The following is a 26,588-nucleotide window of genomic DNA, read 5'->3' on the forward strand; positions in this document are numbered from 1 at the left end:
TAAATGGCGGCAGTTTTGTAATAACCCATAAGGGGACTTCCACATGCTATTTTCTTCAGTGAGCCGGATAGGTTTCACAACCACCCTTGTTTCCTTACTTGGTGTACTCTTCACTTTTCCAGCCAATGCAAGCGATTATAACAATCAAATTTCTTACCCGAATGAAACATCGTCTGCAAGAAACCCACACAAGACAAATAAGATCATTCATCAGCTTTCCATATTAGAGAAAAATGCCAATGGCCGGCTTGGCGTAGTATTAATAGATACATCTGATAACTCCATCATCTCTTACCACGCAAACGAGCGCTTTCCTCTATGTAGCACGAGTAAGTTAATAGCTGTATCCGCTATTCTGAAGAAAAGCGAAACAAATGCCCACCTATTAACTCAACGAGTTCATTATCAACAATCAGATCTTGTTGAATATAGCCCTATTACAGAAAAACACCTTAAAGAAGGTATGACCTTGGGAGAGTTAAGTGCAGCAACACTACAATATAGCGATAATACGGCTATGAATTTGCTTCTTAACCAATTGAATGGCCCAAATGAAGTGACACACTTTGCCCGTACTATCGGTGACAATGTTTTTCGTCTCGATCGCTATGAACCCGAATTAAATACCGCTATTCCAGGTGATGAGCGCGATACTTCCACACCTCAAGCTATGGCAAAAAGTTTATATCATTTGGTATTGGGCAATGCTTTAGCTACAACTCAACGTAAACAATTAACTGAGTGGATAAAGGGCAATAAAACAGGTGGTGCCAGCATTCAGGCCGGAGTACCCAAGGATTGGATTGTAGGAGATAAAACTGGTCGCTGCGATTATGGTACAACAAATGATATTGCGGTTATTTGGCCAGTACCTAACCGTGCACCATTAGTTTTAGTTACTTATTTTACTCAACCAGATAACAAAGAAGCCACTGCCCGGCCTGACGTATTGGCTACAGCTGCACGTATCATGACTCAAGACGAAGAAAATGAAACAAGCAAGGAGTAAACACTCACTGCACAGCTCTTTCCATATTGACCGTGACAGGTGTTAATTTAATTATTCAATTAACAAGCCATGCAGTTTATTGGCTGCATAGCTTGCAGATGACAAACCGGGCTTAGCCTCCAGCCAGTTTTACCTTCATTCCTTTTGCTTCCAGCAATTGTTTCAGTAAGTCGCGTTTATCGCCTTGAATTTCAATTTCTCCCTCCTTGACAGATCCCCCGCAACCACATTTTTTCTTCAATTCGGCGGCCAACTTAGCCAAAGTTTGGTCATCAGCATCTATGCCTGTAATCACACAAACACCTTTCCCTTTACGGCCACTAGTTTGGCGCTGGATCCGTACAACACCATCCCCTTTCGGACGAGAAGGCTTTACTTTTTCCTCCTCCTGAATGCGGCCACCCTCCGTCGAATAAACCAGGCGAGAGTTATTATCCATGAACAACTCCAATAGATTGGTTAATCTGCTGTAGTGCTAATGCCGGATTTTCTGCACGGGTAATTGGACGCCCGATCACCATATAATCCACCCCAGCCTGAACCGCTTGAGGAGGTGTCATGATCCGGCGCTGATCTCCTGCTTCTGTACCTTCAGGGCGAATACCTGGAGTAACCAATTGGAATGCTTGTCCACATACGGCTTTCAATTGCTGTGCTTCATGGGCTGAACAAACTACGCCATCCAAACCACACTGCTTTGTCAATAATGCCAAACGCTCCGCATGTTGCGCTGGAGTCACATCAATGCCTGTACCTAATAAATCAGCGTGTTCCATACTGGTCAGTACTGTCACAGCAATTAATAGAGGGGCATCCTTGCCATAAGACAACAAGACTTCTTTAGCTGCTGTCATCATTCTCTCACCACCACTGGCGTGAACATTAACCATCCACACACCTAGTTCAGCCGCAGCCGCAACCGCCCTTGCCGTTGTATTGGGAATATCGTGAAATTTAAGATCCAAAAATACGTCAAAACCACGCTGATGCAGCGCCTGAACAAATTGTGGGCCATATAATGTAAACATCTCCTTACCCACTTTCAGGCGACAGGATTGTGGATCAATCTTATCGACAAAGGCCAGCGCCATATCCTGATTGTCATAATCCAATGCGATAATAATAGGTGAGTCAATCTGTTTATCTAAAGTTTGAACTGTGTGAGAGGTCATTTTTAGGCCCTTTGATTTACTAATAAACTTGAACTACTTATAAACTTTCATCACTAATGAATAGCGACCGTGTCACTGACCATCCAATCCTCGGATCGGTTTAATTGAGTCCCAAGAACGACATGATGGGCAATGCCAATATAATGAGCGGGAAGTAAAACCACATTTATGGCATCGATAATCAGGTTTTGTACGAATTTGCTCACCTACCATATTGCGCAAAAGAATCAGGCTTTCTTTCGCCCGCCCTTCTTCTGCTTCCGTCAGATGATAATCCATCAGACGATAAAACAACCTCATTGTTGGATAGCGTTCCAGTTGAAAGTTAATGAAATTTTGGGCAACATCACGTCCTTCTTTCTTTTCAAGAACATCAGCCATATGAAGTTCTGCGATCGCACCACAATTTTCTTCTACACAGCGTTGTAAAAAAGACTGCCATTCATCTGGTTGAGATAGATTCTGGTAACATTCTTGCAACATTGGCAAAGATTCACTGACGAGTTGTTTATCTTGGTCGAGAATACGCTTCAACGCATTGGTCGCGTTAAGATACTCCCCTTGGGCCATATAAATACGGCCAAGCATAATAGAAGCACGAGCACAGTTTTTATCTGCCTGATACGCTTTGTTCAAATAACTGAGCGCATCAATAAAATCGTCACTACCCATACATTGCAATGCCAACTCACAATAAAAATGGGCAATCTCTTCCCGAAAATGATGCTTGCCCAGTTTTACGAGTTTTTCAGCGATATCAACAGCTTTATTCCAATCACTCGTTGATTGATAAATGATGAGTAAGGAGTTGAAGGCATTTTCACGCAGGTCTGTTTCGTCAACTAGCTGAATAAACATATTCTCAGCACGATCATAGACGCCAGCAGCCATATAATCTTGCCCAAGTTGCTGGATCGCAAGCAAACGCTGTTCAAACGTCAGAGAAGCACTTTCCATAAGGGATTGGTGAATACGGATGGCTTTTTCAACTTCACCACGGGAACGAAAGAGATTGCCCAATGTTAGATGAGCCTCAAATGCAGGACTATCCTCTTTCAGCATATCAAGAAATAAATCTACCGCCTTATCTTGCTGATTTGAAAGCAAAAAATTAACACCATCAACATACTCACGCGAAAGGCGGTCAGCCGATTGTTGCTTATTTTGTTGAGCACTTCTGCGCCCCATATACCAGCCATAGGCGGCAGCAATGGGAAGCAACAGAAACAACAGCTCTAACATGGAGAATTATTCCTTGTTTAATGCCACGGTAGATACGACTTTTTTGGATGAACCGGATGGTTGCCCCACCTGAGTTTCCAGTCGCTTAATTTTGCGTTTCGCATGTCGCAAAGAGATACCGGCGCGTAAGTAAAAAATCCCACAAATTCCCCAACCGAGGATAAAGCCAACAGCAAATAATGCAGCCAGCAGTGTAGATACAGAGTAATCACCTTTAGCAATCAAATAATTAAACGTCACTATCTGATTGTTATTTGCTCCCAGTGTCACTGAGATAACAAAAACAACCAGTGCCAGTAATAAGATCAGAAAATATTTCACATTTCTTCCTGTTATCTATTGTTGCTGATTGATTATGCCAAATAACAGACATAGTGGCGTGCTAAATTAGCATTTCTCGTCTACACACGTCTACGTAAAGGGAACAATTTATTGCAACAAACACTGATTTCCTTCTTTTTGTGATAAATATATCTACAAAAATCTGCCTTCTAGTTTAGCATGTTAATATGTTTATCATTAAAGAATCTGACACCTTATATTCATACATATTAATACCTTCTGTTACAATGCTTCGTCGTGCATGCGTCGTAGCCAGAGAAAATTTTTTGCGTAGTTTTAGCTGTTTTCTCAGCCGGTATTGTTTTAAATATCACAATATTTATAACGAGTTAAATCAACATATGAATACAAAAATACAGCTAAAACGAGTAGCTGAAGCAAAATTACCTACGCCATGGGGCGAGTTTTTAATGATTGGATTTGAAGAAACCAAAACAGGCCGTGATCACGTCGCTCTTGTTTTTGGAGATATTTCTGGTGATGAACCTGTATTATCGCGGATCCACTCAGAATGCCTCACTGGCGATGCTTTATTCAGCCTAAGATGTGACTGTGGCTTTCAATTAGAAGCTGCGCTTTCGCAAATTAGTCAAGAAGGCCGTGGCGTTTTGCTCTACCACCGCCAGGAAGGCCGCAATATTGGTCTGCTGAATAAAATTCGAGCCTATGCTTTACAGGATCAAGGTATTGATACTGTTGAGGCTAATCATCAATTAGGTTTTGCGGCCGATGAAAGAGATTTCACCCTGTGCTCAGATATGTATAAGTTGTTGCATATTAATGCAATTCGCCTTCTTACCAACAACCCTAAAAAAGTTGAAATCATGATAGAAGCGGGCATTAATATCACCGAACGTGTTCCACTGATTGTAGGGCGTAATCCCCAAAATGCCCGTTATTTAGATACTAAAGCCAGCCGAATGGGCCATTTATTATCCCAATCAAACTAAAAGTTTTCCGATTAATTTATATAAAAAACTGCGTCGGTGTGGGCGCAGTTTTTATTTTTAAACCTTTTTGACAACATTACCTCATTCCACTCGGCGAACACGCGTGAAGTGTCCCTATTTCTACTAAATCGCCTGTGGGGGTAACTTATTATTTCTTGTCTGCTGCGATACGATCACGAACATGTTGAGCACGCTCCTGTGAAGGCGGGTGTGAATCAAACATGCTGGTTTCACCACTGCCTAGTTTAGCCAGTTTCTCGAAGCTGGTTACTAAACCTTCCGTTTTGATATTGCGTTTTTTCAGCAAATCATAAGAGAAGTCATCAGCCTGACTTTCCTGATGTTGTGAGAACTGCGAGTTGATCAGTTTTTCACCCAATGCAGCCAGCTGAGAATCGCTCAGCTGTGCGGCTATACCACCCGCTGACGCAGCTGCGGTACGTGCAGCAACTGCGGCATAAGCAACTTGCATTGCTTTACGTGAATGACCCAGTGCAACGTGACCCATTTCATGGCCCAGTACGCCTTCGACTTCATTATCATTCATTATGTCCATCAAGCCGCTGTATACGCGCACACAACCATTAGCCATTGCCCATGCGTTCACATCATTAGTCAGATAAACTTTATAATTAACCGGTGTACCGTTAACTTCGTTACCCAATGCTTTGGCTATTTTGTTCAAACGTTTAGTGTATTGACTGGATGCCGGTGCAATTTTATTCTGTGCATCCATTTCATTACATGCTTGGTCAGATAACTGTTTGACATTAGAATCACTTAGTGTCGCCGCCTGGAGTAATTGCATTCCAGAGTGAGCCAGCATTCCCTGATCAATATTCTTACAACCTGCCAGAACTACAGCAGAAATAGCCACTGCAACAAGAGTTTTAATTTTCATAATGTTGTTTTTCCTTTGCAATACATGCAACTATAGTATTTTAAGAGCATTAAAAGACTATGAGTTTTTATAAAAATAACAATAGAAATAAACTCTGATATTTATAATTATGTGAATTTGGTAACATTTTAAAAAAATAATCAAATTATCAACAGAATAATGGTGACGTGTCGTCTATATAGCCTGTTCCTTTTCAGATCAGCTTCTTATTGGCCTAAAATTCTAATCTTGGAACAGGCTCTTGGTTCAATTTATTATCCAGAATTCAATTTCTTATTTCAGCATATTACGAATCACGTAATGTAAAATGCCATCATGATAGAAGTAATCCAGTTCTGTTCCCGTATCAATGCGACAACGAGTATCAATCACAATTTCTTGTCCATCGGCATAGGTGATTTTCACTGCAATTGTCTGCCCAGGCTGAATGTTAGATAATCCTGTAATATCAATTTGCTCCTCTCCTGTCAGGTTTAAGGTCTTACGGCTAACGCCCTGAAGAAATTCTAATGGTAAAATCCCCATACCAATCAAATTAGAGCGGTGAATTCGTTCAAAAGATTCCGCAATCACAACCCTGACCCCAAGTAATCTCGTTCCTTTTGCAGCCCAGTCACGGCTTGATCCTGAACCATATTCTTTTCCTGCTATAACGGCTAATGGTATTTTCTCCTCCTGATAACGCATAGCCGCATCATAAATAGCAAGTTGGGATTGAGAAGGAATATGGCGGGTATACCCTCCTTCAACACCAGGTACCATTTCATTACGGATCCGAATATTGGCAAACGTTCCTCGCATCATGACTTCATGGTTGCCACGCCTTGAGCCATACGAGTTAAAATCTTTTGGTGCAACGCCATGTTCTTGCAAATAACGTCCAGCAGGACTGTCAGCCTTGATATTTCCAGCAGGGGAAATGTGATCCGTCGTAACTGAATCCCCCAATATCGCCAAAATGTGAGCCTTGTGAATGTCTGTAACGGGTTTAGGTTCAGCTTTCATATCACTAAAAAACGGTGGATGGCGTATATAGGTAGAATCCGGCTGCCAAGCATAAGTTGCTGAACTTTCCACACTCAGGGACTGCCAATTTTCATCACCATCAAACACAGAATCATATTCTTTATGGAACATTTCGGTTCTGACTTTTCCAATCGCTTCTGCAACTTCTGTACTATCAGGCCAGATATCCTTCAAATAAACATCATTTCCTTGTTGATCTTTTCCGATAGGCTCTCGCGTCAGATCTTTCTTCATACTGCCAGAAAGCGCATAAGCCACCACCAAGGGCGGCGATGCCAACCAGTTGGTTTTTACTAAAGGATGAATACGTCCTTCAAAATTTCGGTTACCGGAAAGCACAGCTCCAACGGTTAAATCAGCTTGCTTAATCGCAGATTCAATGGGATCAGGCAATGGCCCAGAGTTACCAATACAGGTAGTACAACCATAACCCACTAAATTGAAACCCAATTTTTCCAAATATGGCATGAAACCTGCCAATTCCAGATAATTTGTCACAACTTTCGAACCAGGTGCCAGTGACGTTTTAACCCATGGTTGACGCTGCAAGCCTTTCTCAATCGCTTTTTTGGCAAGTAATCCCGCCGTCATCAATACGCTGGGGTTAGAAGTGTTTGTGCAAGAGGTAATGGCAGCAATCACCACGGCACCATCTTGCAATGAAAAAGTTTGGTTATCTAAAGTCACTGATATCGCGGCTGAGTGCTCTTGTGTATTATGAGTATCCAACTCCATAGCAGACTGAAAAGCCTGTGGTACATTTCCCAATGCAACCCTGTCTTGAGGCCGCTTCGGTCCAGCTAAACTTGCTTCAACCGTCGACATATCCAACTCTAGGATGCTGGTAAAAATAGGCTCATCCCCAGTATTACGCCATAGACCCTGAGTTTTGCAATAGGCTTCAACCAAAGCAATTTCTTCTTCATGACGCCCCGTCAATCGCATATAGTCTAATGTAATGTCATCAACAGGGAAGAAACCACAAGTTGCACCATATTCAGGGGACATATTGGCAATAGTTGCCCGATCTGCCAGCGGCAAATCAGATAATCCATCGCCATAAAATTCAACAAATTTACCCACAACACCGTGCTTACGTAGCATCTGTGTCACGGTCAGTACAAGGTCAGTTGCTGTGATCCCTTCTTGCAATTTTCCGATCAGTTTAAAGCCAACAACATCTGGAACCAGCATGGAAACCGGCTGCCCCAGCATGGCCGCCTCTGCTTCAATTCCTCCTACCCCCCATCCCAAGACACCCAACCCATTAATCATGGTCGTGTGAGAATCCGTTCCAACCAGCGTATCAGGATAAGCAAAATCCTGGCCATCCTGATTTTCATACCAGACAGCTTTCCCCAGATATTCCAGATTAACTTGATGACAAATCCCCGTTCCAGGAGGGACAACACGGAAACGGTTAAACGCTTTCTGCCCCCAACGCAAGAACAGATAACGTTCATAGTTACGTGCCATCTCTATCTGGACGTTTTCTGAAAATGCCTGTTCAGTGCCAAATTTATCAACCATCACTGAGTGATCGATAACCAAGTCAACAGGAGATAACGGATTAACCTGTTCTACATTACCACCGAGTCTTAACACAGCTTCCCGCATGGCAGCAAGATCGACGACAGCCGGCACGCCTGTAAAATCCTGCATAAGGACACGGGCAGGACGATAAGCAATTTCGCGGTCTGCATGACCGGTCTTTTGCCATTCCACCAGCGCCTGCAAATCATCTTCCACAACTGATTCACCATCAACATTGCGCAAGAGATTTTCGAGCAAGACTTTCAGTGACTTTGGCAAGCGGGATATATCGCCTAATTGTTCAGATAACAGAGGTAGGCTATAATAATGATAGATTTTACTTCCAATTGAGAGCGTTGAAGCACAGTCTTTTTTCAATTTAAACGACATAACTCCTCCTTTCTTATTATGGTTAGCTACCATTAAACATAACATATAAGCAAATATTTGTTATTCCATGACCACACATTTTGCTAATTAGCTATAAACCCTCATTTATTGATAAATTTTAATGATGACATTTCCAAAGTAGATATGTTTTATTCGCGCCATAAAAGTTTTATTGAATTAGCTCTAAAATTTTTACGTATTTCTGGCTAATAAGTTTTAAATTGAAACTTGAAAAACAAAGGTATATTCAGGATAGTTAGAGATTGGAGGGAAAATTATGGATACAGAAAAAAACAAAGAATTTCAATATCATCTAAACAATATACAACAAGCAGATCAGTTTTTTTCAGCCGGTATTAGAGATAAATTTTCATTGTCAGATTATCAGCTTAGTGATACAGACGGCCTTGTCCAATTTATTATTACTGCAAATATTGTCGATAAAGACAGTATCTTACAGAAAATGAACGAGATCAAAAAAATACAGATCGCGCTTTCCTCAATAGTCGCCGACTATATTACCAAATATACCCATGTCCATGGTAAAGAATATAAAACTGACATTCAATTTTGGGAAGATATCATGGCAAAACTGCCATTGATGAGTATCATAAATGTCGAAAATAAAACTTATCAGCATGAAATGAAAGGAATTTCTATTGCAATAAATTTACTCCAACTCATTATGGATATTATTTTAAATGCAAACTCTCCAAGCCTGAAAAGCTTTTCCGACTTTTTACAAAAACAAGGTGATGCCATAAGACTGGGTTTAAAACGGAATGGAGATCATTACTCCACCCTCACATTAGCCAGTGTTATTGAAGCAATTGGGATCGAAGATCAGGTCGTGTATATCCCTAAAATAAAACTCTACAAAATAGATTTTGACAGAACCAACTCGGAGGTGACATCAAACTGCGCCTCTAACGAGAATGTTAATATTGAATTTACTTACTCTTCTTGTACTTCCTTATTTAATTATCAAGCGCTAGAGGATCACGAAGTTAAAACCGCTTTCGATAAATTTATTCTCAAAAATCAAAAATCTTCAATAGAAGACTCTGACAATTTTTTCAGTGGTGAATTTAATACAATGATCCCAAAGGGGATATAAAATAAAAGATCAACCACCTACCTGCTGTTTGGAGGTGGTTTAATCTTCTTTATACCTATGTCTCTGATATTAATACCTTTTTATACTATTGGTAGTTCGATATCTTTGAACATTTCTTCAATTTCTTCATTAGAACGCAACGCTATGGCGTTATCCACCACATTACGCGTCAAATGTGGCGCGAAACGCCAAATAAAATCGTACATATAACTGCGCAAGAAACTACTGCGGCGAAAGCCTATCTTGGTCGTGCTGTAACCAAATTGATCGCGCATATCAATACGTACTAAATCACTGTCCTGAACAGGTTCTATGGCCATACTGGCAATCACACCAACTCCCAGTCCTAGTCGTACATAAGTCTTAATCACATCAGCATCTGTTGCTGTAAATACGATTTTAGGTTTCAAACCAACCCGATCAAAAGCAACATCTAACTCAGAACGCCCAGTAAAACCAAACGTATAGGTTACAATCGGATATTCAGCCAATTCTTCAATCGTGACATTCTGTTTACTAGCGAGAGGATGATTTTTCGTCACCACAATAGAACGGTTCCAATGATAACAAGGCAGCATAATCAGATCGCTATAAAGGTGCAGTGCTTCTGTTGCTATCGCAAAATCACTATTTCCTTTACATACCTCTTCCGCAATTTGCGTTGGAGAACCTTGATGCATATGCAGTGATACATTGGGATAACGTTCAATAAAGCCTTTAATAACAGGAGGTAAAGCATATCTTGCTTGTGTATGGGTGGTCGCTATATATAAAGAACCACGATCAGGATAGGTGTGTTCACTAGCAACAGAACGAATTGAATCAATTTTTGACAGCACTTCACGTGAAATACGGACAATTTCTTCACCAGCCGGAGTCACGTGCGTCAAATGCTTACCACTGCGAGCAAATATCTGAATCCCCAACTCATCTTCGAGCATCCTGACTTGTTTACTGATCCCTGGTTGAGAGGTGTACAATCCTTCTGCTGTAGAAGATACATTTAGATTGTGATTAACCACCTCTACAATATAACGCAATTGCTGTAATTTCATGTCAGCACTGTCCCTAATAATCAAATGTATGAACGTTTTGTAGTTTAACCAATTTCTATATTACCAATGGTTATCCACATATAACCATATAGAATATATATTTGTCAGTATATAACCACTATAACACTTGCTATATATTTATATAACAAATAATTAAGTTGAGTAACTATTATCAAGAACCTGTTGCAGATATATTGTGTTTTAATTTTGTTGAAATACAAAAAAAGCCAGTCCATAGAACTGGCTTTTTAGAAAGAAAAATTATATTTCTCACAAAAAAAGAAATATATCTCTAAATATATTTCTATGAATTATACCCAATAAATAAGGGTATAAAGCACAAATTCATCTTCAGATTGATTACTTCTCTTTCACAACCCAAGCCCCTTCAACAAAAAATGCGCTCCATCCGGTAGTTTTACCGTTTTTCTCTGACGAAACGTATTGCTGTTTAGTTTTACGACTAAAACGAACAACTGTTTTATTTCCTTCAGGATCAACAACAGGCGCTTGCGCTAAATAACGCAATTTCTCCGGTAAGCGATCTTTAAACCGAACAAGCTCCTCAACCAATGGCGCTCGTGTTTCGCGAGATTTAGGGAAAGTGTTAGCCGCTAAAAATACCCCTGCGGCGCCATCACGCAGAACAAAATAGGCATCCGATTTTTCACACGCCAATTCAGGTAATGGAACCGGATCTTCTTTTGGTGGTGCCACTTCCCCATTACGTAAAATCTTACGGGTATTTTTACACTTTTCGTTTGTACAACCCATGTATTTACCAAAACGCCCCATTTTCAGGTGCATTTCTGAACCACACTTATCACATTCAACTATTGGGCCATCATAACCCTTAATACGGAATTCACCCTCTTCAACTTCATAACCATCACATTCTGGGTTATTACCACATACATGCAATTTACGCTGGTTATCAATTAAATAACTGTCCATCGCTGTACCACACTTTTTGCAGCGACAGCGAGCGCGCAATGCATTGGTTTCAGCATCATCCCCTTCCAAAATATTTAGGATTTCATTTTCTGGGATAAGGTTAATCGTCTGCTTGCATCGCTCTTTAGGTGATAACGCATAACCAGAACAGCCAAGAAATACCCCTGTTGTTGCAGTACGAATTCCCATTGGGCGACTACAGGTCGGGCACTCAATCGAGGTAATCACCATTGGGTTTGGACGCATTCCACCTTCATCTGGCTCTTTACTAGCAATATCGAGCTTCTCACTGAAATTGGAGAAAAATTCGTCCAGAATGCCTTTCCAATTCGCTTCATTGTTAGCTACATGATCGAGCTGGTCTTCCATTCTTGCCGTAAAATCATAGTTCATCAATTCGTTGAAATTTTCTTCCAAACGATCATTAACGATTTCACCCATTTTTTCTGCATAGAACCGCCGATTCTCAACGCGAACATAACCACGCTCTTGAATGGTTGAGATAATTGACGCATAAGTCGATGGACGACCAATTCCGCGTTTTTCCAACTCCTTGACCAAAGACGCCTCACTGAAACGTGCAGGTGGTTTTGTAAAGTGCTGGCTTGGTATCAACTGTTGCAAATCAAGCTCTGTGCCTACTTCCATGATTGGCAACGTATGATCTTCATCTCCTTTGCGCAAAGCCGGCATGACTTTTGTCCAACCATCAAAACGCAAAGTACGGCCTTTGGCACGTAACTCAAAATCGCCAGCTTGGACGGTCAGTGTCGTGGAATCATATTTCGCAGGGGTCATCTGACAAGCAATGAATTGACGCCAGATAAGCTGATACAATTTTTGTGCATCAGTTTCCATATCTTTCAATTCTTCTGCCATGACATTAACATCAGAAGGTCGAATCGCCTCATGGGCTTCCTGAGAGTTTTCCTTGCTACTGTAGACATTAACACTTTTCGGCAAGTATCTATCACCAAAATGGTTACTGATATAACCCCGAACCATTTCCAATGCGTCCTGACTCAAGTTAGTCGAATCGGTACGCATATAAGTGATATGCCCAGCTTCATATAAGCGTTGCGCCATCATCATGGTTTTCTTAACCCCAAACCCAAGCCGTGTACTTGCCGCCTGTTGCAATGTTGAGGTAATGAATGGGGCACCTGGCTTACTCGATGTTGGACGATCTTCACGCTCAACCACTTTGTATCTCGCCTTTTCAAGCAGAGATACTGCTGACTGCGTTTGTTGCGCATTTACAGGCTTAAATGGTTTTCCCTTCTCATGGGTAACTTCCATATGGAGAGGGATATCGCCCTTAGCCATTAAATCCGCGTGCAGTTGCCAATATTCTTCCGGCACAAATGCCTTGATTTCGCGTTCCCGCTCAACCACAAGACGAACTGCGACAGATTGTACCCGCCCAGCGGATAACCCTCTGGCCACTTTTTTCCACAATAGCGGTGAGACCATATAGCCTACAACGCGATCCATAAAACGACGCGCTTGCTGGGCATTCACACGATCAAGATTCAATTCACCGGGATTATCAAAAGCCTGTGTGATTGCATTTTTGGTAATTTCATTGAATACAACCCGACTGAAACGGGATTCGTCTCCACCAATCACTTCCCGCAGGTGCCATGCAATAGCCTCTCCCTCGCGGTCAAGATCCGTTGCAAGATAGATATGATCGGCTTTTTCAGCCAGCGTTTTCAGCTCTGAAACAACTTTTTCTTTGCCTGGCAAAATTTGATAGTTCGCTTCCCAACCATGATAAGGATCGACGCCCATACGAATTACTAGCGCCGTTTTCTCATCTTTTTTTGCTTTCTTTTTATTCTTATCGGTAGATGAGCTTGAACTCTTTTGACTCACTGTTCCACTCGTCGGCAAATCACGGATATGACCTACACTGGATTTTACAACGTAGTCATTCCCCAGATATTTATTGATTGTTTTGGCTTTTGCCGGGGACTCCACTATAACAAGAGCTTTAGCCATAGTTACCTTTACCTAATTATCTTCTTTTCAGATGGCGAAAATCACGGCGTTATGTTGCGATATATAAAATAAAACCTCTTTTTATATTGCGATAGATTTGCAAGATATCAACTAATTTTTATCTTGTACTTTTGCTTAAGCGCAAAACCCTTTGAAATATCTAGGGTATTTTATATACCTACACAAACCATGCAATTGTATGTTTTAACAGTTGTAAACAAAATCTTCCATCTGCATGACGAAAAGCCCACACTCTACCTGATAAAAAACGATGCGCAACAACTTATTTCTTGCTAAAGCACAATAAATGAAAACTAAAACCATACCCATTAAGCGAGAATAGTGGTTAAAAAAAGCAAATGAAATCATTAAGACATACGAAGATTTGATACAAGGCATGTACACAGAGAGGCAGAACAAAGAAGTGGAGCATTCCCCCTGGTTGATGAATAAATATGCGGGCAATAAAGGATTATAAATCGCCTTTATTTACCCGCATAATCTGTAATAGTTTTGGGTAACGATTTTGCCGTTACAACAAAGGTTTTTCTCCCCTTTGCCACCAACGCATAAACAATTTGTCAACGTTCTCCATCGCGCTACCCATAAAACGGTCTATGGCACGTTTACGGCGATAATAATTGACACCGATGACTTCACAATGTTCAATTTTTTCAATCAGAAAATCATCACTGACACCCACATCATCAATCAATCCATTTTCTTTTGCCTGTGTACCGTACCAATACTCACCAGTAGCTACGTTTTCTACATCTAAAGATGGACGATATTGGTGGATAAATGATTTGAATAACTTATGCGTTTCATTCAAATCTTCCTGAAATTTCTTGCGCCCCTGTTCAGTATTTTCTCCCAGAACAGTCAAGGTACGTTTATATTCACCAGCAGTATGCAATTCAACATCAATATCATTTTTTTTCAAAAGCCTATGAATATTGGGTAATTGCGCTACAACGCCAATGGAACCAATAATGGCAAACGGTGCAGCAATAATGCGATCAGCTACACAAGCCATCATGTATCCACCGCTTGCTGCTACTTTATCCACGGCAATTGTCAGGCGTATCCCTTTCTGTCGCAAACGAACCAATTGAGATGCTGCCAATCCATACCCATGAACCACGCCACCAGGACTTTCCAGTCGCAGCAAAACTTCATCTTTTTTGTCAGCCACAGCCAATATCGCACTGATCTCTTCACGGAGTGACTCCACCTCACGGGCATCCATACTGCCTTTAAAGTCCAAAACATAAAGATTTGGCTTCTGTATGCCTTGATGACCTGTTTTGGCTGCCGCTTTTTTCTGCTTAGCATCATTTTTCTGCTGTTTTTTTAATTCTTTTTGCCAAATTTTTTGTTCTGCTTCACTCATTCGCGCCTGTTGCATCTGACGCTGTCTTTCCTTATATGACTCACCAAGATTGGTCAGCTTTAATTCCCCTTTGTGCATTGTTTTACGTACACCTAATCCGATACAAACGAACGCCAAAACAGCGATTGCCAAGACCACTGTGAGCACTTTGGCTAAGAACAATCCGTATAGAGACAAATATTCCACAGATCCACCTTTATTAATTTATAACAAACAATATATTTGTTTCATTCTAACCAAAAATCGAATGCCTTTCCCTAACAGTTTACTTAACCCTATCTCAATTGAAGTTACACTTTTTACCCATTTTTCACCCATACAGGCAAATTTGACGGGAACCTTAAGTTTTGTTCTGATGATGACTTGTATATGCCAATCTAACTTCAAGATGCATGTGATTTCTCCCCGCAAAGCGGAGAGAAATCAGGTTTCATAGCGTGTTGTAAATGGCAATTTGAAGTTTAATGCGTATATGCCATTCTGAAATGGCAAATCATAGCTTCACAAACAATTATAGGAAGATTGTTCGATGTTTGATTACCAACCAAATAATCACCTGCTGCAACAAAAAATTATTCTCGTCACTGGTGCTGGCGATGGCATTGGACGAGAAGCTGCACTGACCTATGCCCGCCACGGTGCACAAGTTATTTTACTGGGACGTACTACTGCGAAACTGGAAGCAGTCAGGCAGCAAATTACAAACGAGGGCGGTTTACCTGCTGACATTTATACGATGGATCTGCTGACAGTGACCGCCGAGGAATGCCAAACTTTCGCCAATGATCTAACACAGCGCTATTCACGTTTGGATGGCGTCTTGCACAATGCCGGTCTTCTTGGCGCCGTTTCCCCTATCGTAGAACAACCTGTTCAGCTTTGGCATGAAGTGATGCAAGTGAATGTCAATGCCACTTTTATGCTGACTCAGGCATTGATCCCTCTATTATTAAAATCCACCAGCGCTTCTTTGGTGTTCACCAGCTCCAGTGTCGGCCGTCAAGGTAGAAGTGGTTGGGGAGCATATGCTGTTTCCAAATTTGCTACAGAAGGTCTAATGCAAGTTTTGGCAGAAGAATATCGGGATACTTCCCTGCGTATCAACTGCATCAATCCCGGCGGGACACGTACCAATATGCGAGCTAGTGCTTTTCCTGATGAAAATTCCGCTAAGTTAAAAACACCCGCGGATATTATGCCCGTCTATCTTTATGTGATGGGAGATGACAGCCGAAATGATTCCGGCATCAGTTTTGATGCTCAACCCGGACGCAAAGCGGGGCCTGCCGAATAATGACCAGAGATAACAGCCAGTACCAGAAAAGACAACAACGCCTGAAAGAAAAAATCGATGCCCGTATTGAAGCAGCACAACAAGAACGGGGAATTGTCATTGTGTTCACTGGAAACGGTAAAGGAAAAACGACCGCTGCATTTGGCACAGTGATTCGTGCAATCGGGCATGGACAACGTGCTGGTGTTATCCAATTTATTAAAGGGACATGGGAAAGCGGTGAAAGAAACTTGTTGATACAACAAGGTGTTGAATTTCATGTGATGGCAACAGGTTTCACATGGGAGACACAAAATCGCGAATCAGACACAGCAGCCTGCCAAACAGCCTGGCAACAGGCTGTAGCAATGCTATCTGATCCTTCACTACACCTTATCGTGCTGGATGAATTAACCTATATGGTCAGATATGGTTATTTAGAACTGACCGATGTTTTGGCCGCTCTCAAACAGCGCCCTGCTCATCAAAGTGTGATTATCACTGGCAGAGGATGCCATCGAGAATTATTGGAATATGCCGATACGATTACAGAAATGCGTCCGGCAAAACATGCTTTTAATGCCGGCATCAAGGCACAGAAAGGTATTGATTGGTAAATGGATCCGCTGTTTCAAATCGTCCAGATAAATGTTGATATGAGCTGAAACAGCGGTTTAAGCGTATTAACGACCTTTAGGTGCCGTCTTCTTCCCTGCATTCTGACGAGAACTGCTTGCAGGACGTTTTCCTGCCGGACGGGATGCAACCTGAGTATGTCGTCTTACCGCACGGCGGATCTGATTAGCCTTAACGCGGCGTTGATCACGCCCAACAGCAACTTTGGTCACACTCTCTTCATCCAAGTCAACCAACTGACGTAAATAGTTAGTCTGTTCTAACCCCAACTCAGTCCAGCCACCTCGCGGCAACCCTTTCGGCAGATTAATATCGCCATAACGCACACGGATCAGGCGGCTGACTTGCACACCAACGGCTTCCCATAAGCGTCTGACTTCGCGATTACGGCCTTCTGTCAGAGTCACGTTGTACCATTGGTTGATCCCTTCTCCACCTTTAAACGCAATGGTCTTAAATGAAGCCGGGCCATCTTCCAGTTGTACACCTTGTGTCAATTGACGGAGTTTTGCGTTATCGACTTCGCCAAACACACGGACTGCATATTCACGCTCAACTTCGCGGCTTGGGTGCATTAAACGGTTAGCCAATTCCCCATCGGTAGTAAACAACAACAACCCGCTGGTATTGATATCCAAACGCCCTACCGCAATCCAGCGTGCGCCTTGCATTTTTGGCAAACGATCAAATACAGTTGGACGGCCTTCAGGATCATGGCGGGTACACAATTCACCTTCCGGTTTATAATAAGCCAAAACCCGGCAAACTGTTTTCTGTGGCTCTTTGATATTTAAGATCCGTCCATCCAGACGAATTTTTATTGCGGGATTAACTTCGATTCGATCACCCAACGTTGCGATCTTACCATCAACGCTAATACGCCCTTGTTGGATATACCCTTCGATTTCGCGACGGGAACCATGACCAGAACGCGCGAGAACTTTTTGTAACTTTTCTGTTTTATCGCTCATTGAGCAACCTCTATTGTCGCCTTCACAGGCGTCGTGATACTAAATAAAATTGAATCGTATACGTTAAGAAAATCGTACACTTTATAAAAAAGGTGTTACATCACCTTCGCCTTCACGAAGAATTACGGGTGAATCCCCCGTCAAATCTACTACCGTCGTCGGTTGCTGCCCAAGATAACCACCGTGAATGATTAAATCAACTTGTTTACCCAAAGTATCCTTAATCTCTTCAGGATCCGATTCGGCAAAATCATTTCCGGGCAAAATCAAGCTACATGACATCAATGGTTCACACATCCCTTCCAGCAATGCCAACGCAATAGGATTAGAAGGAACACGTAAACCAATCGTCTTACGTTTTTCGTTCATCAAGCGACGCGGGACTTCTTTTGTTGCCTGTAAAATAAACGTGTAATTACCAGGCGTGTTATTTTTAATCAACCTGAACGCCTGATTATCTACATGGGCATAAGTGGCAATTTCAGATAAGTCACGACACATCAAGGTAAAATTGTGGCGTCCTTCCAATTGGCGAATACGGCATATACGGGTCATAGCATCCTTATTTTCCAGGCAACAACCAATGGCATAACCTGAATCAGTAGGATAGATGACAACTCCGCCCTTTTTCAGTGCATCCACACTTTGGTCAATAAGACGGACTTGTGGATTGTCAGGGTGGATATAAAAAAACTGGCTCATACAATAACCTCTATACTTCTATGCAGTCCAAGCCGTGACCAGTCGTGCCATATCGGTACAACATCACCGGGTAACCACAAATTGCGCCCAAGTTCTATCCATGAACAGGGTTGGTGAAAATCCGATCCTAATGATACTTTCAACCCATATTCTCTTGCCAGTTGACCAAGTTGTTGTCTTTCATTAGGGGCTTGCTGGCACTGTGCAACTTCCATTGCATCACCACCATGTTGTTTAAACCAAACTATTAATCGTTTTAGCCATTTCATCGACAAATTATACCTGCCGGGATGGGCAATCACAGCCTGTCCTCCAGCCTGGTGAATGGCTTCAATAGCCTGTTCGATTGTACACCATTGCGGTGGGACATAACCGATTTTTCCTCTTGCCAGATATTTTTTGAACACTTTCGGGATAGTCGGTACAACTCCCGCTTCTACCAAATAACGGGCAAAATGGCCACGAGTAACTTGTCCACCATTGGCTAATCTGGATGCGCCTTCCCAGGCATCGGCAATGCCTGCTTTGGCTAATCGTTTTCCTATTTCAACACCACGCTGTTGCCTTAAATCAACCTGATGCGCTAAAAATCTCCTTAAGGAAATAGCATGAATATCAATATTTAAACCAACGATATGAATTTCCAGATTTTGCCACAATGTCGAGATTTCAACGCCGGATATCAAAGTTAATGGCAAATTATTTTGTTGAATATGGTTTAAAGCCGACGGAATACCCTCCGTCGTATCATGATCGGTGATTGCCAGTACATTAATACCCATAGCAATGGCTCTGTCCACGAGCTGCTCAGGTAATAAAACGCCATCTGAAGCAGTCGTATGGCTATGCAGATCATAGCGTCTTGTCATTTCACTGGCGGCTTCAATCATTGTTTTTTTAACCTGTTTGGATGGGAAGAAGACACTATCGATTAAGTGATATGAAGCGCTATCAAGCGCAAAGCGGTTATGATAACACAAGAAGAAAAAAAATCATTGACAAGCAAACCACGAACCAGTTTACTAGTACGCGGGTTGACTAAGACACTCTTTACTAAAAAAACTTTTATCAAAAAACCATTGAGGCACTCGAAATGAGCGTATTTATGCAAACTAAGCAGTCAAAGCGTTGGTGGCACAACTTCCCAGTCAGGGCGGTTGGCTCACGCACGTAAGTTCAGAATAGATACGCAAGTGCCAAAACCCGCCCTAAGAGGCGGGTTTTTTTATAAATAAAGATTAGAAACGGGGTATGAAGATGACTGGCAAAGAATTTAATATCTCTATAAATCAGGTAGATACTCTCTACCAGACAGATCCAACACTGCTTTTTCATCAACTTTGTAGTAATCGCCCAGCAACGTTATTGCTGGATTCTGCTGAAATTCACAGTAAAAAGAATCTTAAAAGCATTTTGATCATTGATAGTGCTATGCGCATCACGGCCAACGGGCGTCAAGTTACTTTTGAGGCGCTCACTGAAAACGGCCAAAACCTGATCCCGATACTCACTAACTTACTATCAGGTAAAGCTCAATTAGATGTAGAACCGAAGGTTATGCGAGCACGGTTTCCGGCCATTGAGCACAATCTGGATGAAGATAGCCGGCTAAAATCCGATTCAGTTTTTGATGCATTGCGTGCCCTGGCAGCACTAGCCTCTTTTTCAGAAAACCCCGATGCCATTTTTGTTGGTGGATTGTTTGCTTACGATTTAGTCGCCGGTTTTGAACCATTACCTAAAGTAGAAGCTCATCAACGTTGCCCTGATTTCTGTTTTTATCTCGCAGAAACACTATTAGTGATCGATCATCAAGATAAACATTCACGTCTGCAAACTTCATTGTTTGGCGAATCTGATTCAGAAAGAAAACGCCTTAAAGCGCGTTTAGCAACCTTAGTTACAGCCATTTCAGCCCCGCTTCAGCCACTCTTACCTGTCACATTACCCGATATTACTGTCGGCTGTAACCAAAGTGATGAACAATACGCAAATATCGTGCGTCAGCTACAGCAATTTATCCGTCAAGGGGATATTTTTCAGGTAGTTCCATCGCGTCGTTTCACCTTGCCATGCCCTTCTCCGCTGAACGCTTATCATGTATTGAAAAAACAAAACCCAAGCCCTTATATGTTTTTTATGCAAGATCAAGATTTTTGCCTGTTTGGGGCTTCACCAGAAAGTGCTCTTAAATATGATGCCAACAACCGCCAGATCGAAATTTATCCGATAGCCGGTACTCGACCACGTGGACGTGATCACAACGGGGAATTGGATGCCGATCTTGATAGCCGAATTGAGCTGGAAATGCGCACGGATGCGAAAGAAATGTCTGAACACGTGATGTTAGTCGATTTGGCTCGCAACGATTTAGCCCGTATCTGCGAACCAGGCAGTCGATATGTCGCCGATTTAACCAAAGTCGATCGTTATTCATTTGTTATGCACCTGGTTTCCCGTGTTGTCGGCACACTTCGACATGATTTAGATGCCTTCCACGCCTATCAAGCCAGCATGAATATGGGTACATTGACGGGAGCCCCTAAAGTTCGGGCGATGCAACTCATCGCAGAATATGAAGGTGTACGACGTGGCAGTTATGGCGGAGCCGTCGGTTACTTCACTGGCAAAGGGGATTTTGATACCTGCATAGTGATCCGTTCCGCCTATGTGGAAAACGATCAAGCCACCATTCAAGTTGGAGTCGGTGTGGTGCTGGACTCCATTCCTCAGTCAGAAGTAGATGAAACTCACAGTAAGGCCAGAGCTGTTATTCGCGCCATTGCACAAGCGCATCATGTGGAGGTGACATTCTGATGGCTAATATTCTTTTACTCGATAATGTAGATTCCTTCACATATAACCTTGTGGATCAACTGCGTACTCATGGTCACCATGTTGTTATTTACCGCAATACCGTGCCAGCAGACGTCATTATTGCCAAACTTAATGAGATGGCGTCTCCTCTTTTAATGTTATCCCCTGGTCCGGGGAAACCCTCAGAGGCAGGCTGTATGCCCGCATTGATTAAACAAGTAATAGGCCAGATCCCGATAATCGGAATTTGTCTTGGACATCAGGCGATTATTGAAGCTTACGGAGGAAAAATCTCTGCTGCTCAGGAAATTTTGCATGGCAAAGCAACACCGGCCATCCATGATGGGAAAAATATGTTTTCCGGCCTCCCAAATCCTTTGTCTGTCGCCCGTTACCATTCTCTTGCCGCTGTGCATACTCCGGCAGAACTGACAGCTTCTGCTTCATGCGGTGATATTGTGATGGCTGTGCGACATGATGAGCACAAAGTTTGTGGTTTTCAGTTTCATCCCGAATCTATCTTGACTACACAGGGTGCCAAACTCCTTGAACAAACTCTAGCCTGGGCATTGAACTAACAATTTCAAAGATAGATGAGTTTAAGGGTATCGAATTAAAAGCACTCAACTTAAAGGAATGGGAAGATGCAGTTGATTTTTGACAAATTATTCAGTGCTCAGGCACTGACACAACAAGAAAGCCAGCAGCTATTCACCGCCATTATTCATGGTGAGCTGAACGATACACAACTGGCTGCTGTATTAATTAGCCTGAAGCTGCGTGGCGAGCAGCCACAAGAAATTGCGGGCGCAGCCCAGGCGTTCCTGGCAAACGCAGCCCCCTTTCCTCGCCCTGATTACACGTTTTGTGATATCGTCGGCACAGGTGGAGACGGTTCCAATAGCATCAATATTTCAACAGCCAGCGCCTTTATTGCTGCTGCCTGTGGCCTTAAGGTGGCAAAACATGGAAATCGCAGTATTTCCAGTCGGTCTGGATCATCTGATTTATTAGCTGCATTCGGCATTGCATTGGATGCTCAAGCTGAAGAATCACGCAAGGCTTTGGATGAAATTGGGGTCTGTTTCCTGTTCGCCCCCCAATATCACAGTGGATTCCGTCATGCGGTGCAAGTACGCCAGCAACTAAAAACCCGAACACTATTTAATGTACTTGGCCCGTTGATCAATCCGGCGCGTCCTCCTGTGTCTCTCATCGGCGTCTATCACCCTGAATTAGTTGAACCCATAGCCCATACCTTACACGCTTTAGGTTATCAACGCGCTGCCGTTGTACACAGCGGAGGAATGGATGAAGTTGCCTTACATGCACCAACTTATGTTGCAGAGCTTAATCACGGTGAAATTCGCCAATATCAATTAACAGCAACAGATTTTGGTTTGCCAAGCCATCCAATATCGTCACTGCAAGGTGGATCACCAGAAGAAAACCGCAACATGTTGGCTATGTTGTTACAAGGTCACGGAAACCAAGCCCATGCTCATGCCGTAGCAGCCAATGTGGCTCTGTTAATGAAAATTCACGGGCAAGAAGACCTACGGGAAAATACTCAATTAGCACTCGATACTATTTACAGCGGCCAGGCCTATGAAAAAGTAACGGCATTGGCAGCAAGGACCAGATCATGAAAACCAGCGTATTACAGAAAATTGTTGAAGATAAAGCGGCATATCTGATTACTCGTAAAGCAGAGCAACCGCTGGAGAGTTTTATTGCTGATATCGTTCCAAGTCATCGTCGGTTTTATCAAGCCTTGACTCATAAGCAAACCATTTTTATTTTGGAATGCAAAAAGGCATCCCCTTCAAAGGGATTGATTCGCGAAGATTTCGATCCCGTCCATATTGCTAAAACTTATCAACCTTATGCCGCTGCAATCTCTGTCCTGACCGATGAAAAATACTTTCAGGGCAGTTATGATTTTCTCGCCATGGTCAGTTCTGCTGTCCATCAACCTGTTTTGTGCAAAGATTTTATTATTGATGCCTATCAGGTTTATCTTGCCCGTTATTATCAAGCTGATGCTATTTTACTGATGCTGTCTATCCTTGATGATGATACATATCGTAAATTATCGGCATTGGCCCACAGTCTTGATATGGGTGTATTGACCGAAGTCAGTAATGAAGATGAACGGCAACGGGCAATTAAATTGGGCGCAAAAGTTATTGGTATCAATAATCGGGATCTCCGTGATTTGTCCATTGATTTAGGGCGTACCCGTAAATTGTCGGTGGGCTTACCTGAAGACACCATCGTCATCAGTGAATCCGGTATCCACCAGCATCGTCAGGTGCGAGAATTAAGCCAATTTGCCAATGGTTTTCTTATCGGTAGTTCTTTAATGGCACAACAAAATTTAGATCTCGCCTTACGACGCCTAATTTTGGGTGACAACAAAGTTTGTGGCTTGACTCGCCCACAGGATGCCAAAGCTGCGTTGCAAATGGGTGCCGTTTACGGTGGTTTAATTTTTGCCGAAAAATCACCGCGCAAAATCAGTCTGCAAAAAGCTCAACAAATCATCAATGAAGCTTCTCTGCTATATGTTGGTGTGTTTCAAAATCAACCCATTGATTTTGTCAATAATACTGCCCGTAGGCTTTCACTCACCGCAGTTCAACTGCACGGAAGTGAAGATGAAAACTACATCAACGCCCTGCGCTCAGTACTACCTGAACATTGTGAAATTTGGAAAGCCATCAATATGTCTAAGGCTGAAGACGTTTCCGTAATACCTCACGTTGATCACTTACTGTTGGATAACGGCGCCGGTGGAACGGGAAAACCATTTGACTGGCAATTAATTAATCCATTAATTCAGCATAACAGTTTTCTGGCGGGTGGCCTGAATGCTGAAAACTGCCAACTGGCAGCAACACTTGGCTGTTATGGACTGGATTTTAACTCAGGCGTTGAAGTGTCTCCGGGTATCAAAAGCAACCAGAAAATCAAGCAGGTGTTTCAACAATTGCGCTGTTATCACTAATTTTTCAGATAAAAATGGATGAGTAGAATAATGAGTAAATTGAATCCTTATTTTGGCGACTTTGGCGGGCAATTTGTGCCACAAATTTTAATCCCTGCACTTAACCAATTAGAAGAAGCTTTTATTGATGCACAGAAAGATCCTGAATTTCAGCATACTTTTCAGGATCTATTGAAAAACTATGCAGGCAGACCTACTGCCTTAACGCTGTGTCAAAACCTGACGAAAGGGACAAAAACACGTTTATATCTAAAACGTGAAGATTTGCTTCACGGCGGTGCTCACAAAACCAATCAGGTCTTAGGGCAAGCATTGTTGGCAAAACGCATGGGAAAGCATGAAATTATTGCTGAAACAGGCGCAGGTCAACATGGCGTCGCCACCGCGCTAGCTTGTGCACTATTGGGACTGAAATGCCGTATTTATATGGGAGCAAAAGATATTGAACGCCAATCGCCCAATGTTTTTCGTATGCGTTTGATGGGTGCCGAAGTGATCCCTGTCCACAGTGGCTCGGCAACCTTGAAAGATGCCTGTAACGAAGCAATGCGTGACTGGTCAGGTTGCTATGAGAAAGCACATTATCTATTAGGCACTGCCGCAGGCCCTCATCCCTATCCGACAATGGTACGAGAGTTCCAACGTATGATTGGTGAAGAAGCCAAAGCTCAAATTCTGGAAAAAGAAGGCCGCTTACCTGATGCAGTCATTGCCTGCATTGGTGGTGGTTCAAATGCCATCGGTTTATTTGCTGAATTTATTCCAGAAAATGATGTCCGCTTGATTGGTGTTGAGCCTGCGGGGCATGGTATTGAAACTGGAGAACATGGTGCCCCATTGAAACACGGAAGGTTGGGAATTTACTTTGGTATGAAAGCCCCCATTATGCAGACAGAAGATGGGCAAATTGAAGAATCTTATTCCATTTCGGCGGGTTTAGATTTTCCTTCCGTTGGTCCACAACATGCCTATTTAAACAGTATCGGTAGAGCCGATTATGTTTCAATTACTGATGATGAAGCGCTGGATGCTTTCCAGGAACTCTCACGCAATGAAGGTATTATTCCGGCACTGGAATCCTCTCATGCGTTGGCTTACGCCTTGAAAATGATCCATGAATTTCCAGACAAGGAACAACTATTAATTGTCAATTTATCTGGCCGTGGTGACAAAGACATCTTTACCGTTCACGATATTTTAAAATCCAGGGGGGAAATCTGATGGGACGTTACGAACAACTTTTTAAGAAGCTGCAAAACAAAAACCAAGGCGCTTTTGTTCCTTTTGTCACCCTCGGTGATCCTAATCCCGCATTGTCGTTGGAAATTATTGATACCTTAATTTCAGGTGGTGCTGACGCCCTTGAATTGGGTATTCCGTTCTCAGATCCCCTGGCTGACGGCCCAACTATCCAAAATGCCAATCTGCGCGCGTTATCATCCAAGGTCACGCCTACATTATGTTTTGACCTACTGGCTAAAATTCGGGCTAAATACCCTGATGTACCCATTGGCCTGTTAGTTTACGCTAATCTCGTCTTTCACAATGGCATTGATGAATTTTATCGTCGCTGCAAAGATGCCGGTGTTGATTCCGTTCTTGTGGCTGATGTACCGTTATCCGAGTCATCGCCTTTCCATTCAGCTGCCATAAAGCATGATATTGCCCCGATCTTTATTTGTCCCCCAAATGCAGATAATGATTTATTACGTGAAGTTGCTTCATTTGGACGGGGATATACCTATCTGCTATCAAGAGCGGGAGTAACTGGTAGTGAAAATCGTGCTCAACAACCACTTAGCCATATTGTCAATAAACTCAAAGAATATCACGCAGCCCCTGCTATACAAGGTTTTGGCATTTCAAAGCCAGAGCAAGTTATAACGGCTCTCAATGGTGGTGCTGCGGGGGCAATTTCAGGTTCAGCTGTTGTCAGAATTATTGAAGATAACTTACATCAACCCAATATCATGCTGGAAAAATTAATGGATTTTGTTCGTGCCATGAAAAACGCTACACAATTGTAAGCCCACTAGCAAAAAATGGGGCAATTACGCCCCATTGGTTCTCTCTTATATCACAGTCAAACAC

At 42.5% G+C, this 26,588-nt stretch carries 23 protein-coding genes and 1 other annotated feature; of the genes, 11 read left to right on the forward strand and 12 right to left on the reverse strand.

Annotation, left to right across the window (positions count from 1 at the left end; all coding sequences use genetic code 11):
* Nucleotides 1-43: 43 nt before the first annotated feature.
* The gene (gene bla, locus WDV74_RS08945; RefSeq protein WP_338882356.1) at nucleotides 44-1,009 is read left to right on the forward strand and encodes a class A beta-lactamase; all 966 of its coding nucleotides are present in this window, start codon (nucleotides 44-46) and stop codon (nucleotides 1,007-1,009) included.
* 112 nt (nucleotides 1,010-1,121) lie between these two features.
* Here the strand turns inward: bla and yciH are convergent, their stop codons facing one another.
* The 4 genes from yciH to WDV74_RS08965 form a co-directional block, all read right to left on the reverse strand.
* Complete coding sequence (gene yciH / locus WDV74_RS08950) at nucleotides 1,122-1,448, reverse strand: stress response translation initiation inhibitor YciH (RefSeq protein WP_338882357.1); 327 nt, start codon at nucleotides 1,446-1,448, stop codon at nucleotides 1,122-1,124.
* Nucleotides 1,441-2,181: an orotidine-5'-phosphate decarboxylase gene (pyrF, locus tag WDV74_RS08955; RefSeq protein WP_338882358.1), complete on the reverse strand. Its 741-nt coding sequence runs from the start codon at nucleotides 2,179-2,181 to the stop codon at nucleotides 1,441-1,443. The genes yciH and pyrF overlap by 8 nt, the downstream gene beginning before the upstream one ends.
* A 72-nt stretch (nucleotides 2,182-2,253) precedes the next feature.
* Nucleotides 2,254-3,423, reverse strand: a complete 1,170-nt coding sequence (lapB, locus tag WDV74_RS08960) for a lipopolysaccharide assembly protein LapB (RefSeq protein ID WP_338882359.1) — start codon at nucleotides 3,421-3,423, stop codon at nucleotides 2,254-2,256.
* A gap of 6 nt (nucleotides 3,424-3,429) precedes the next feature.
* Entirely contained in the window at nucleotides 3,430-3,744 is a 315-nt protein-coding gene (locus WDV74_RS08965) for a LapA family protein (protein ID WP_338882360.1), read from the reverse strand.
* A gap of 362 nt (nucleotides 3,745-4,106) precedes the next feature.
* On the opposite strand from WDV74_RS08965, the gene ribA reads away from it, so the two are divergent.
* The gene (gene ribA, locus WDV74_RS08970; protein ID WP_338885568.1) at nucleotides 4,107-4,715 is read left to right on the forward strand and encodes a GTP cyclohydrolase II; all 609 of its coding nucleotides are present in this window, start codon (nucleotides 4,107-4,109) and stop codon (nucleotides 4,713-4,715) included.
* A 148-nt stretch (nucleotides 4,716-4,863) separates the two neighbouring features.
* Here ribA and WDV74_RS08975 read toward each other — a convergent pair whose 3' ends face one another.
* Both WDV74_RS08975 and acnA read right to left on the reverse strand, forming a co-directional pair.
* Nucleotides 4,864-5,616 (reverse strand): M48 family metalloprotease, encoded by a 753-nt coding sequence (locus WDV74_RS08975; RefSeq protein ID WP_338882362.1) that lies wholly within the window; start codon nucleotides 5,614-5,616, stop codon nucleotides 4,864-4,866.
* 273 nt (nucleotides 5,617-5,889) lie between these two features.
* Nucleotides 5,890-8,565, reverse strand: a complete 2,676-nt coding sequence (gene acnA / locus WDV74_RS08980; protein ID WP_338882363.1) for an aconitate hydratase AcnA — start codon at nucleotides 8,563-8,565, stop codon at nucleotides 5,890-5,892.
* 277 nt (nucleotides 8,566-8,842) lie between these two features.
* On the opposite strand from acnA, the gene WDV74_RS08985 reads away from it, so the two are divergent.
* Complete coding sequence (locus tag WDV74_RS08985; RefSeq protein WP_338882365.1) at nucleotides 8,843-9,682, forward strand: hypothetical protein; 840 nt, start codon at nucleotides 8,843-8,845, stop codon at nucleotides 9,680-9,682.
* 80 nt (nucleotides 9,683-9,762) lie between these two features.
* On the opposite strand, the gene cysB is transcribed toward WDV74_RS08985, so the two are convergent.
* The 3 genes from cysB to sohB all read right to left on the reverse strand — a co-directional run bounded on the left by cysB (nucleotide 9,763) and on the right by sohB (nucleotide 15,274).
* Nucleotides 9,763-10,737 (reverse strand): HTH-type transcriptional regulator CysB, encoded by a 975-nt coding sequence (cysB, locus tag WDV74_RS08990; protein WP_338882367.1) that lies wholly within the window; start codon nucleotides 10,735-10,737, stop codon nucleotides 9,763-9,765.
* 360 nt (nucleotides 10,738-11,097) lie between these two features.
* Nucleotides 11,098-13,695 carry a type I DNA topoisomerase gene (gene topA, locus WDV74_RS08995; protein ID WP_338882368.1) on the reverse strand — a complete coding sequence of 866 codons (2,598 nt, stop codon included), beginning with the start codon at nucleotides 13,693-13,695 and terminating at the stop codon, nucleotides 11,098-11,100.
* 532 nt (nucleotides 13,696-14,227) lie between these two features.
* Nucleotides 14,228-15,274, reverse strand: coding sequence for a protease SohB (gene sohB, locus WDV74_RS09000; RefSeq protein WP_338882369.1), 1,047 nt, complete (start codon nucleotides 15,272-15,274; stop codon nucleotides 14,228-14,230).
* A 343-nt stretch (nucleotides 15,275-15,617) separates the two neighbouring features.
* Here sohB and WDV74_RS09005 point away from each other — a divergent pair, with 343 nt between their 5' ends.
* The gene (locus tag WDV74_RS09005) at nucleotides 15,618-16,382 is read left to right on the forward strand and encodes a YciK family oxidoreductase (protein ID WP_338882370.1); all 765 of its coding nucleotides are present in this window, start codon (nucleotides 15,618-15,620) and stop codon (nucleotides 16,380-16,382) included.
* Nucleotides 16,382-16,978, forward strand: a complete 597-nt coding sequence (gene cobO, locus WDV74_RS09010; RefSeq protein ID WP_338882371.1) for a cob(I)yrinic acid a,c-diamide adenosyltransferase — start codon at nucleotides 16,382-16,384, stop codon at nucleotides 16,976-16,978. Before WDV74_RS09005 ends, cobO begins: the two co-directional genes overlap by 1 nt.
* Before the next feature lie 66 nt (nucleotides 16,979-17,044).
* On the opposite strand, the gene rluB is transcribed toward cobO, so the two are convergent.
* The 3 genes from rluB to WDV74_RS09025 form a co-directional block, all read right to left on the reverse strand.
* Nucleotides 17,045-17,968 (reverse strand): 23S rRNA pseudouridine(2605) synthase RluB, encoded by a 924-nt coding sequence (gene rluB, locus WDV74_RS09015; RefSeq protein WP_338882372.1) that lies wholly within the window; start codon nucleotides 17,966-17,968, stop codon nucleotides 17,045-17,047.
* A gap of 81 nt (nucleotides 17,969-18,049) precedes the next feature.
* Nucleotides 18,050-18,670: an L-threonylcarbamoyladenylate synthase gene (locus tag WDV74_RS09020; protein WP_189759542.1), complete on the reverse strand. Its 621-nt coding sequence runs from the start codon at nucleotides 18,668-18,670 to the stop codon at nucleotides 18,050-18,052.
* Nucleotides 18,667-19,560, reverse strand: a complete 894-nt coding sequence (locus tag WDV74_RS09025; protein WP_338882374.1) for a PHP domain-containing protein — start codon at nucleotides 19,558-19,560, stop codon at nucleotides 18,667-18,669. The genes WDV74_RS09020 and WDV74_RS09025 overlap by 4 nt, the downstream gene beginning before the upstream one ends.
* Nucleotides 19,561-19,793: 233 nt before the next feature.
* Nucleotides 19,794-19,899 (forward strand) — a sequence feature (Trp leader region).
* 28 nt (nucleotides 19,900-19,927) lie between these two features.
* Between WDV74_RS09025 and WDV74_RS09030 the strand changes: the two genes are divergently transcribed.
* The 6 genes from WDV74_RS09030 to trpA all read left to right on the forward strand — a co-directional run bounded on the left by WDV74_RS09030 (nucleotide 19,928) and on the right by trpA (nucleotide 26,524).
* The gene (locus WDV74_RS09030; protein ID WP_338882375.1) at nucleotides 19,928-21,487 is read left to right on the forward strand and encodes an anthranilate synthase component 1; all 1,560 of its coding nucleotides are present in this window, start codon (nucleotides 19,928-19,930) and stop codon (nucleotides 21,485-21,487) included.
* Nucleotides 21,487-22,065: a gamma-glutamyl-gamma-aminobutyrate hydrolase family protein gene (locus WDV74_RS09035; RefSeq protein WP_189759539.1), complete on the forward strand. Its 579-nt coding sequence runs from the start codon at nucleotides 21,487-21,489 to the stop codon at nucleotides 22,063-22,065. Before WDV74_RS09030 ends, WDV74_RS09035 begins: the two co-directional genes overlap by 1 nt.
* 66 nt (nucleotides 22,066-22,131) lie before the next feature.
* Nucleotides 22,132-23,136 (forward strand): anthranilate phosphoribosyltransferase, encoded by a 1,005-nt coding sequence (trpD, locus tag WDV74_RS09040; RefSeq protein ID WP_338882376.1) that lies wholly within the window; start codon nucleotides 22,132-22,134, stop codon nucleotides 23,134-23,136.
* Nucleotides 23,133-24,497, forward strand: a complete 1,365-nt coding sequence (trpCF, locus tag WDV74_RS09045; RefSeq protein WP_338882377.1) for a bifunctional indole-3-glycerol-phosphate synthase TrpC/phosphoribosylanthranilate isomerase TrpF — start codon at nucleotides 23,133-23,135, stop codon at nucleotides 24,495-24,497. The genes trpD and trpCF overlap by 4 nt, the downstream gene beginning before the upstream one ends.
* A gap of 30 nt (nucleotides 24,498-24,527) precedes the next feature.
* The gene (trpB, locus tag WDV74_RS09050; RefSeq protein ID WP_338882379.1) at nucleotides 24,528-25,718 is read left to right on the forward strand and encodes a tryptophan synthase subunit beta; all 1,191 of its coding nucleotides are present in this window, start codon (nucleotides 24,528-24,530) and stop codon (nucleotides 25,716-25,718) included.
* Complete coding sequence (gene trpA, locus WDV74_RS09055) at nucleotides 25,718-26,524, forward strand: tryptophan synthase subunit alpha (protein WP_338882381.1); 807 nt, start codon at nucleotides 25,718-25,720, stop codon at nucleotides 26,522-26,524. The genes trpB and trpA overlap by 1 nt, the downstream gene beginning before the upstream one ends.
* Nucleotides 26,525-26,588: the final 64 nt, after the last annotated feature.

Origin of the sequence: Xenorhabdus sp. TH1 (genome assembly GCF_037260955.1) — a bacterium.
Taxonomy (GTDB): domain Bacteria; phylum Pseudomonadota; class Gammaproteobacteria; order Enterobacterales; family Enterobacteriaceae; genus Xenorhabdus; species Xenorhabdus griffiniae.

Bases quoted from the DNA above. Each gene is read 5' to 3' on its own strand.
- bla (WP_338882356.1), top strand. From the start codon at position 44: ATGCTATTTTCTTCAGTGAGCCGGATAGGTTTCACAACCACCCTTGTT.
- yciH (WP_338882357.1), bottom strand. From the start codon at position 1,448: ATGGATAATAACTCTCGCCTGGTTTATTCGACGGAGGGTGGCCGCATT.
- pyrF (WP_338882358.1), bottom strand. From the start codon at position 2,181: ATGACCTCTCACACAGTTCAAACTTTAGATAAACAGATTGACTCACCT.
- lapB (WP_338882359.1), bottom strand. From the start codon at position 3,423: ATGTTAGAGCTGTTGTTTCTGTTGCTTCCCATTGCTGCCGCCTATGGC.
- ribA (WP_338885568.1), top strand. From the start codon at position 4,107: ATGAATACAAAAATACAGCTAAAACGAGTAGCTGAAGCAAAATTACCT.
- WDV74_RS08975 (WP_338882362.1), bottom strand. From the start codon at position 5,616: ATGAAAATTAAAACTCTTGTTGCAGTGGCTATTTCTGCTGTAGTTCTG.
- acnA (WP_338882363.1), bottom strand. From the start codon at position 8,565: ATGTCGTTTAAATTGAAAAAAGACTGTGCTTCAACGCTCTCAATTGGA.
- WDV74_RS08985 (WP_338882365.1), top strand. From the start codon at position 8,843: ATGGATACAGAAAAAAACAAAGAATTTCAATATCATCTAAACAATATA.
- cysB (WP_338882367.1), bottom strand. From the start codon at position 10,737: ATGAAATTACAGCAATTGCGTTATATTGTAGAGGTGGTTAATCACAAT.
- topA (WP_338882368.1), bottom strand. From the start codon at position 13,695: ATGGCTAAAGCTCTTGTTATAGTGGAGTCCCCGGCAAAAGCCAAAACA.
- WDV74_RS09005 (WP_338882370.1), top strand. From the start codon at position 15,618: ATGTTTGATTACCAACCAAATAATCACCTGCTGCAACAAAAAATTATT.
- cobO (WP_338882371.1), top strand. From the start codon at position 16,382: ATGACCAGAGATAACAGCCAGTACCAGAAAAGACAACAACGCCTGAAA.
- rluB (WP_338882372.1), bottom strand. From the start codon at position 17,968: ATGAGCGATAAAACAGAAAAGTTACAAAAAGTTCTCGCGCGTTCTGGT.
- WDV74_RS09020 (WP_189759542.1), bottom strand. From the start codon at position 18,670: ATGAGCCAGTTTTTTTATATCCACCCTGACAATCCACAAGTCCGTCTT.
- WDV74_RS09025 (WP_338882374.1), bottom strand. From the start codon at position 19,560: ATGATTGAAGCCGCCAGTGAAATGACAAGACGCTATGATCTGCATAGC.
- WDV74_RS09030 (WP_338882375.1), top strand. From the start codon at position 19,928: ATGACTGGCAAAGAATTTAATATCTCTATAAATCAGGTAGATACTCTC.
- WDV74_RS09035 (WP_189759539.1), top strand. From the start codon at position 21,487: ATGGCTAATATTCTTTTACTCGATAATGTAGATTCCTTCACATATAAC.
- trpD (WP_338882376.1), top strand. From the start codon at position 22,132: ATGCAGTTGATTTTTGACAAATTATTCAGTGCTCAGGCACTGACACAA.
- trpCF (WP_338882377.1), top strand. From the start codon at position 23,133: ATGAAAACCAGCGTATTACAGAAAATTGTTGAAGATAAAGCGGCATAT.
- trpB (WP_338882379.1), top strand. From the start codon at position 24,528: ATGAGTAAATTGAATCCTTATTTTGGCGACTTTGGCGGGCAATTTGTG.
- trpA (WP_338882381.1), top strand. From the start codon at position 25,718: ATGGGACGTTACGAACAACTTTTTAAGAAGCTGCAAAACAAAAACCAA.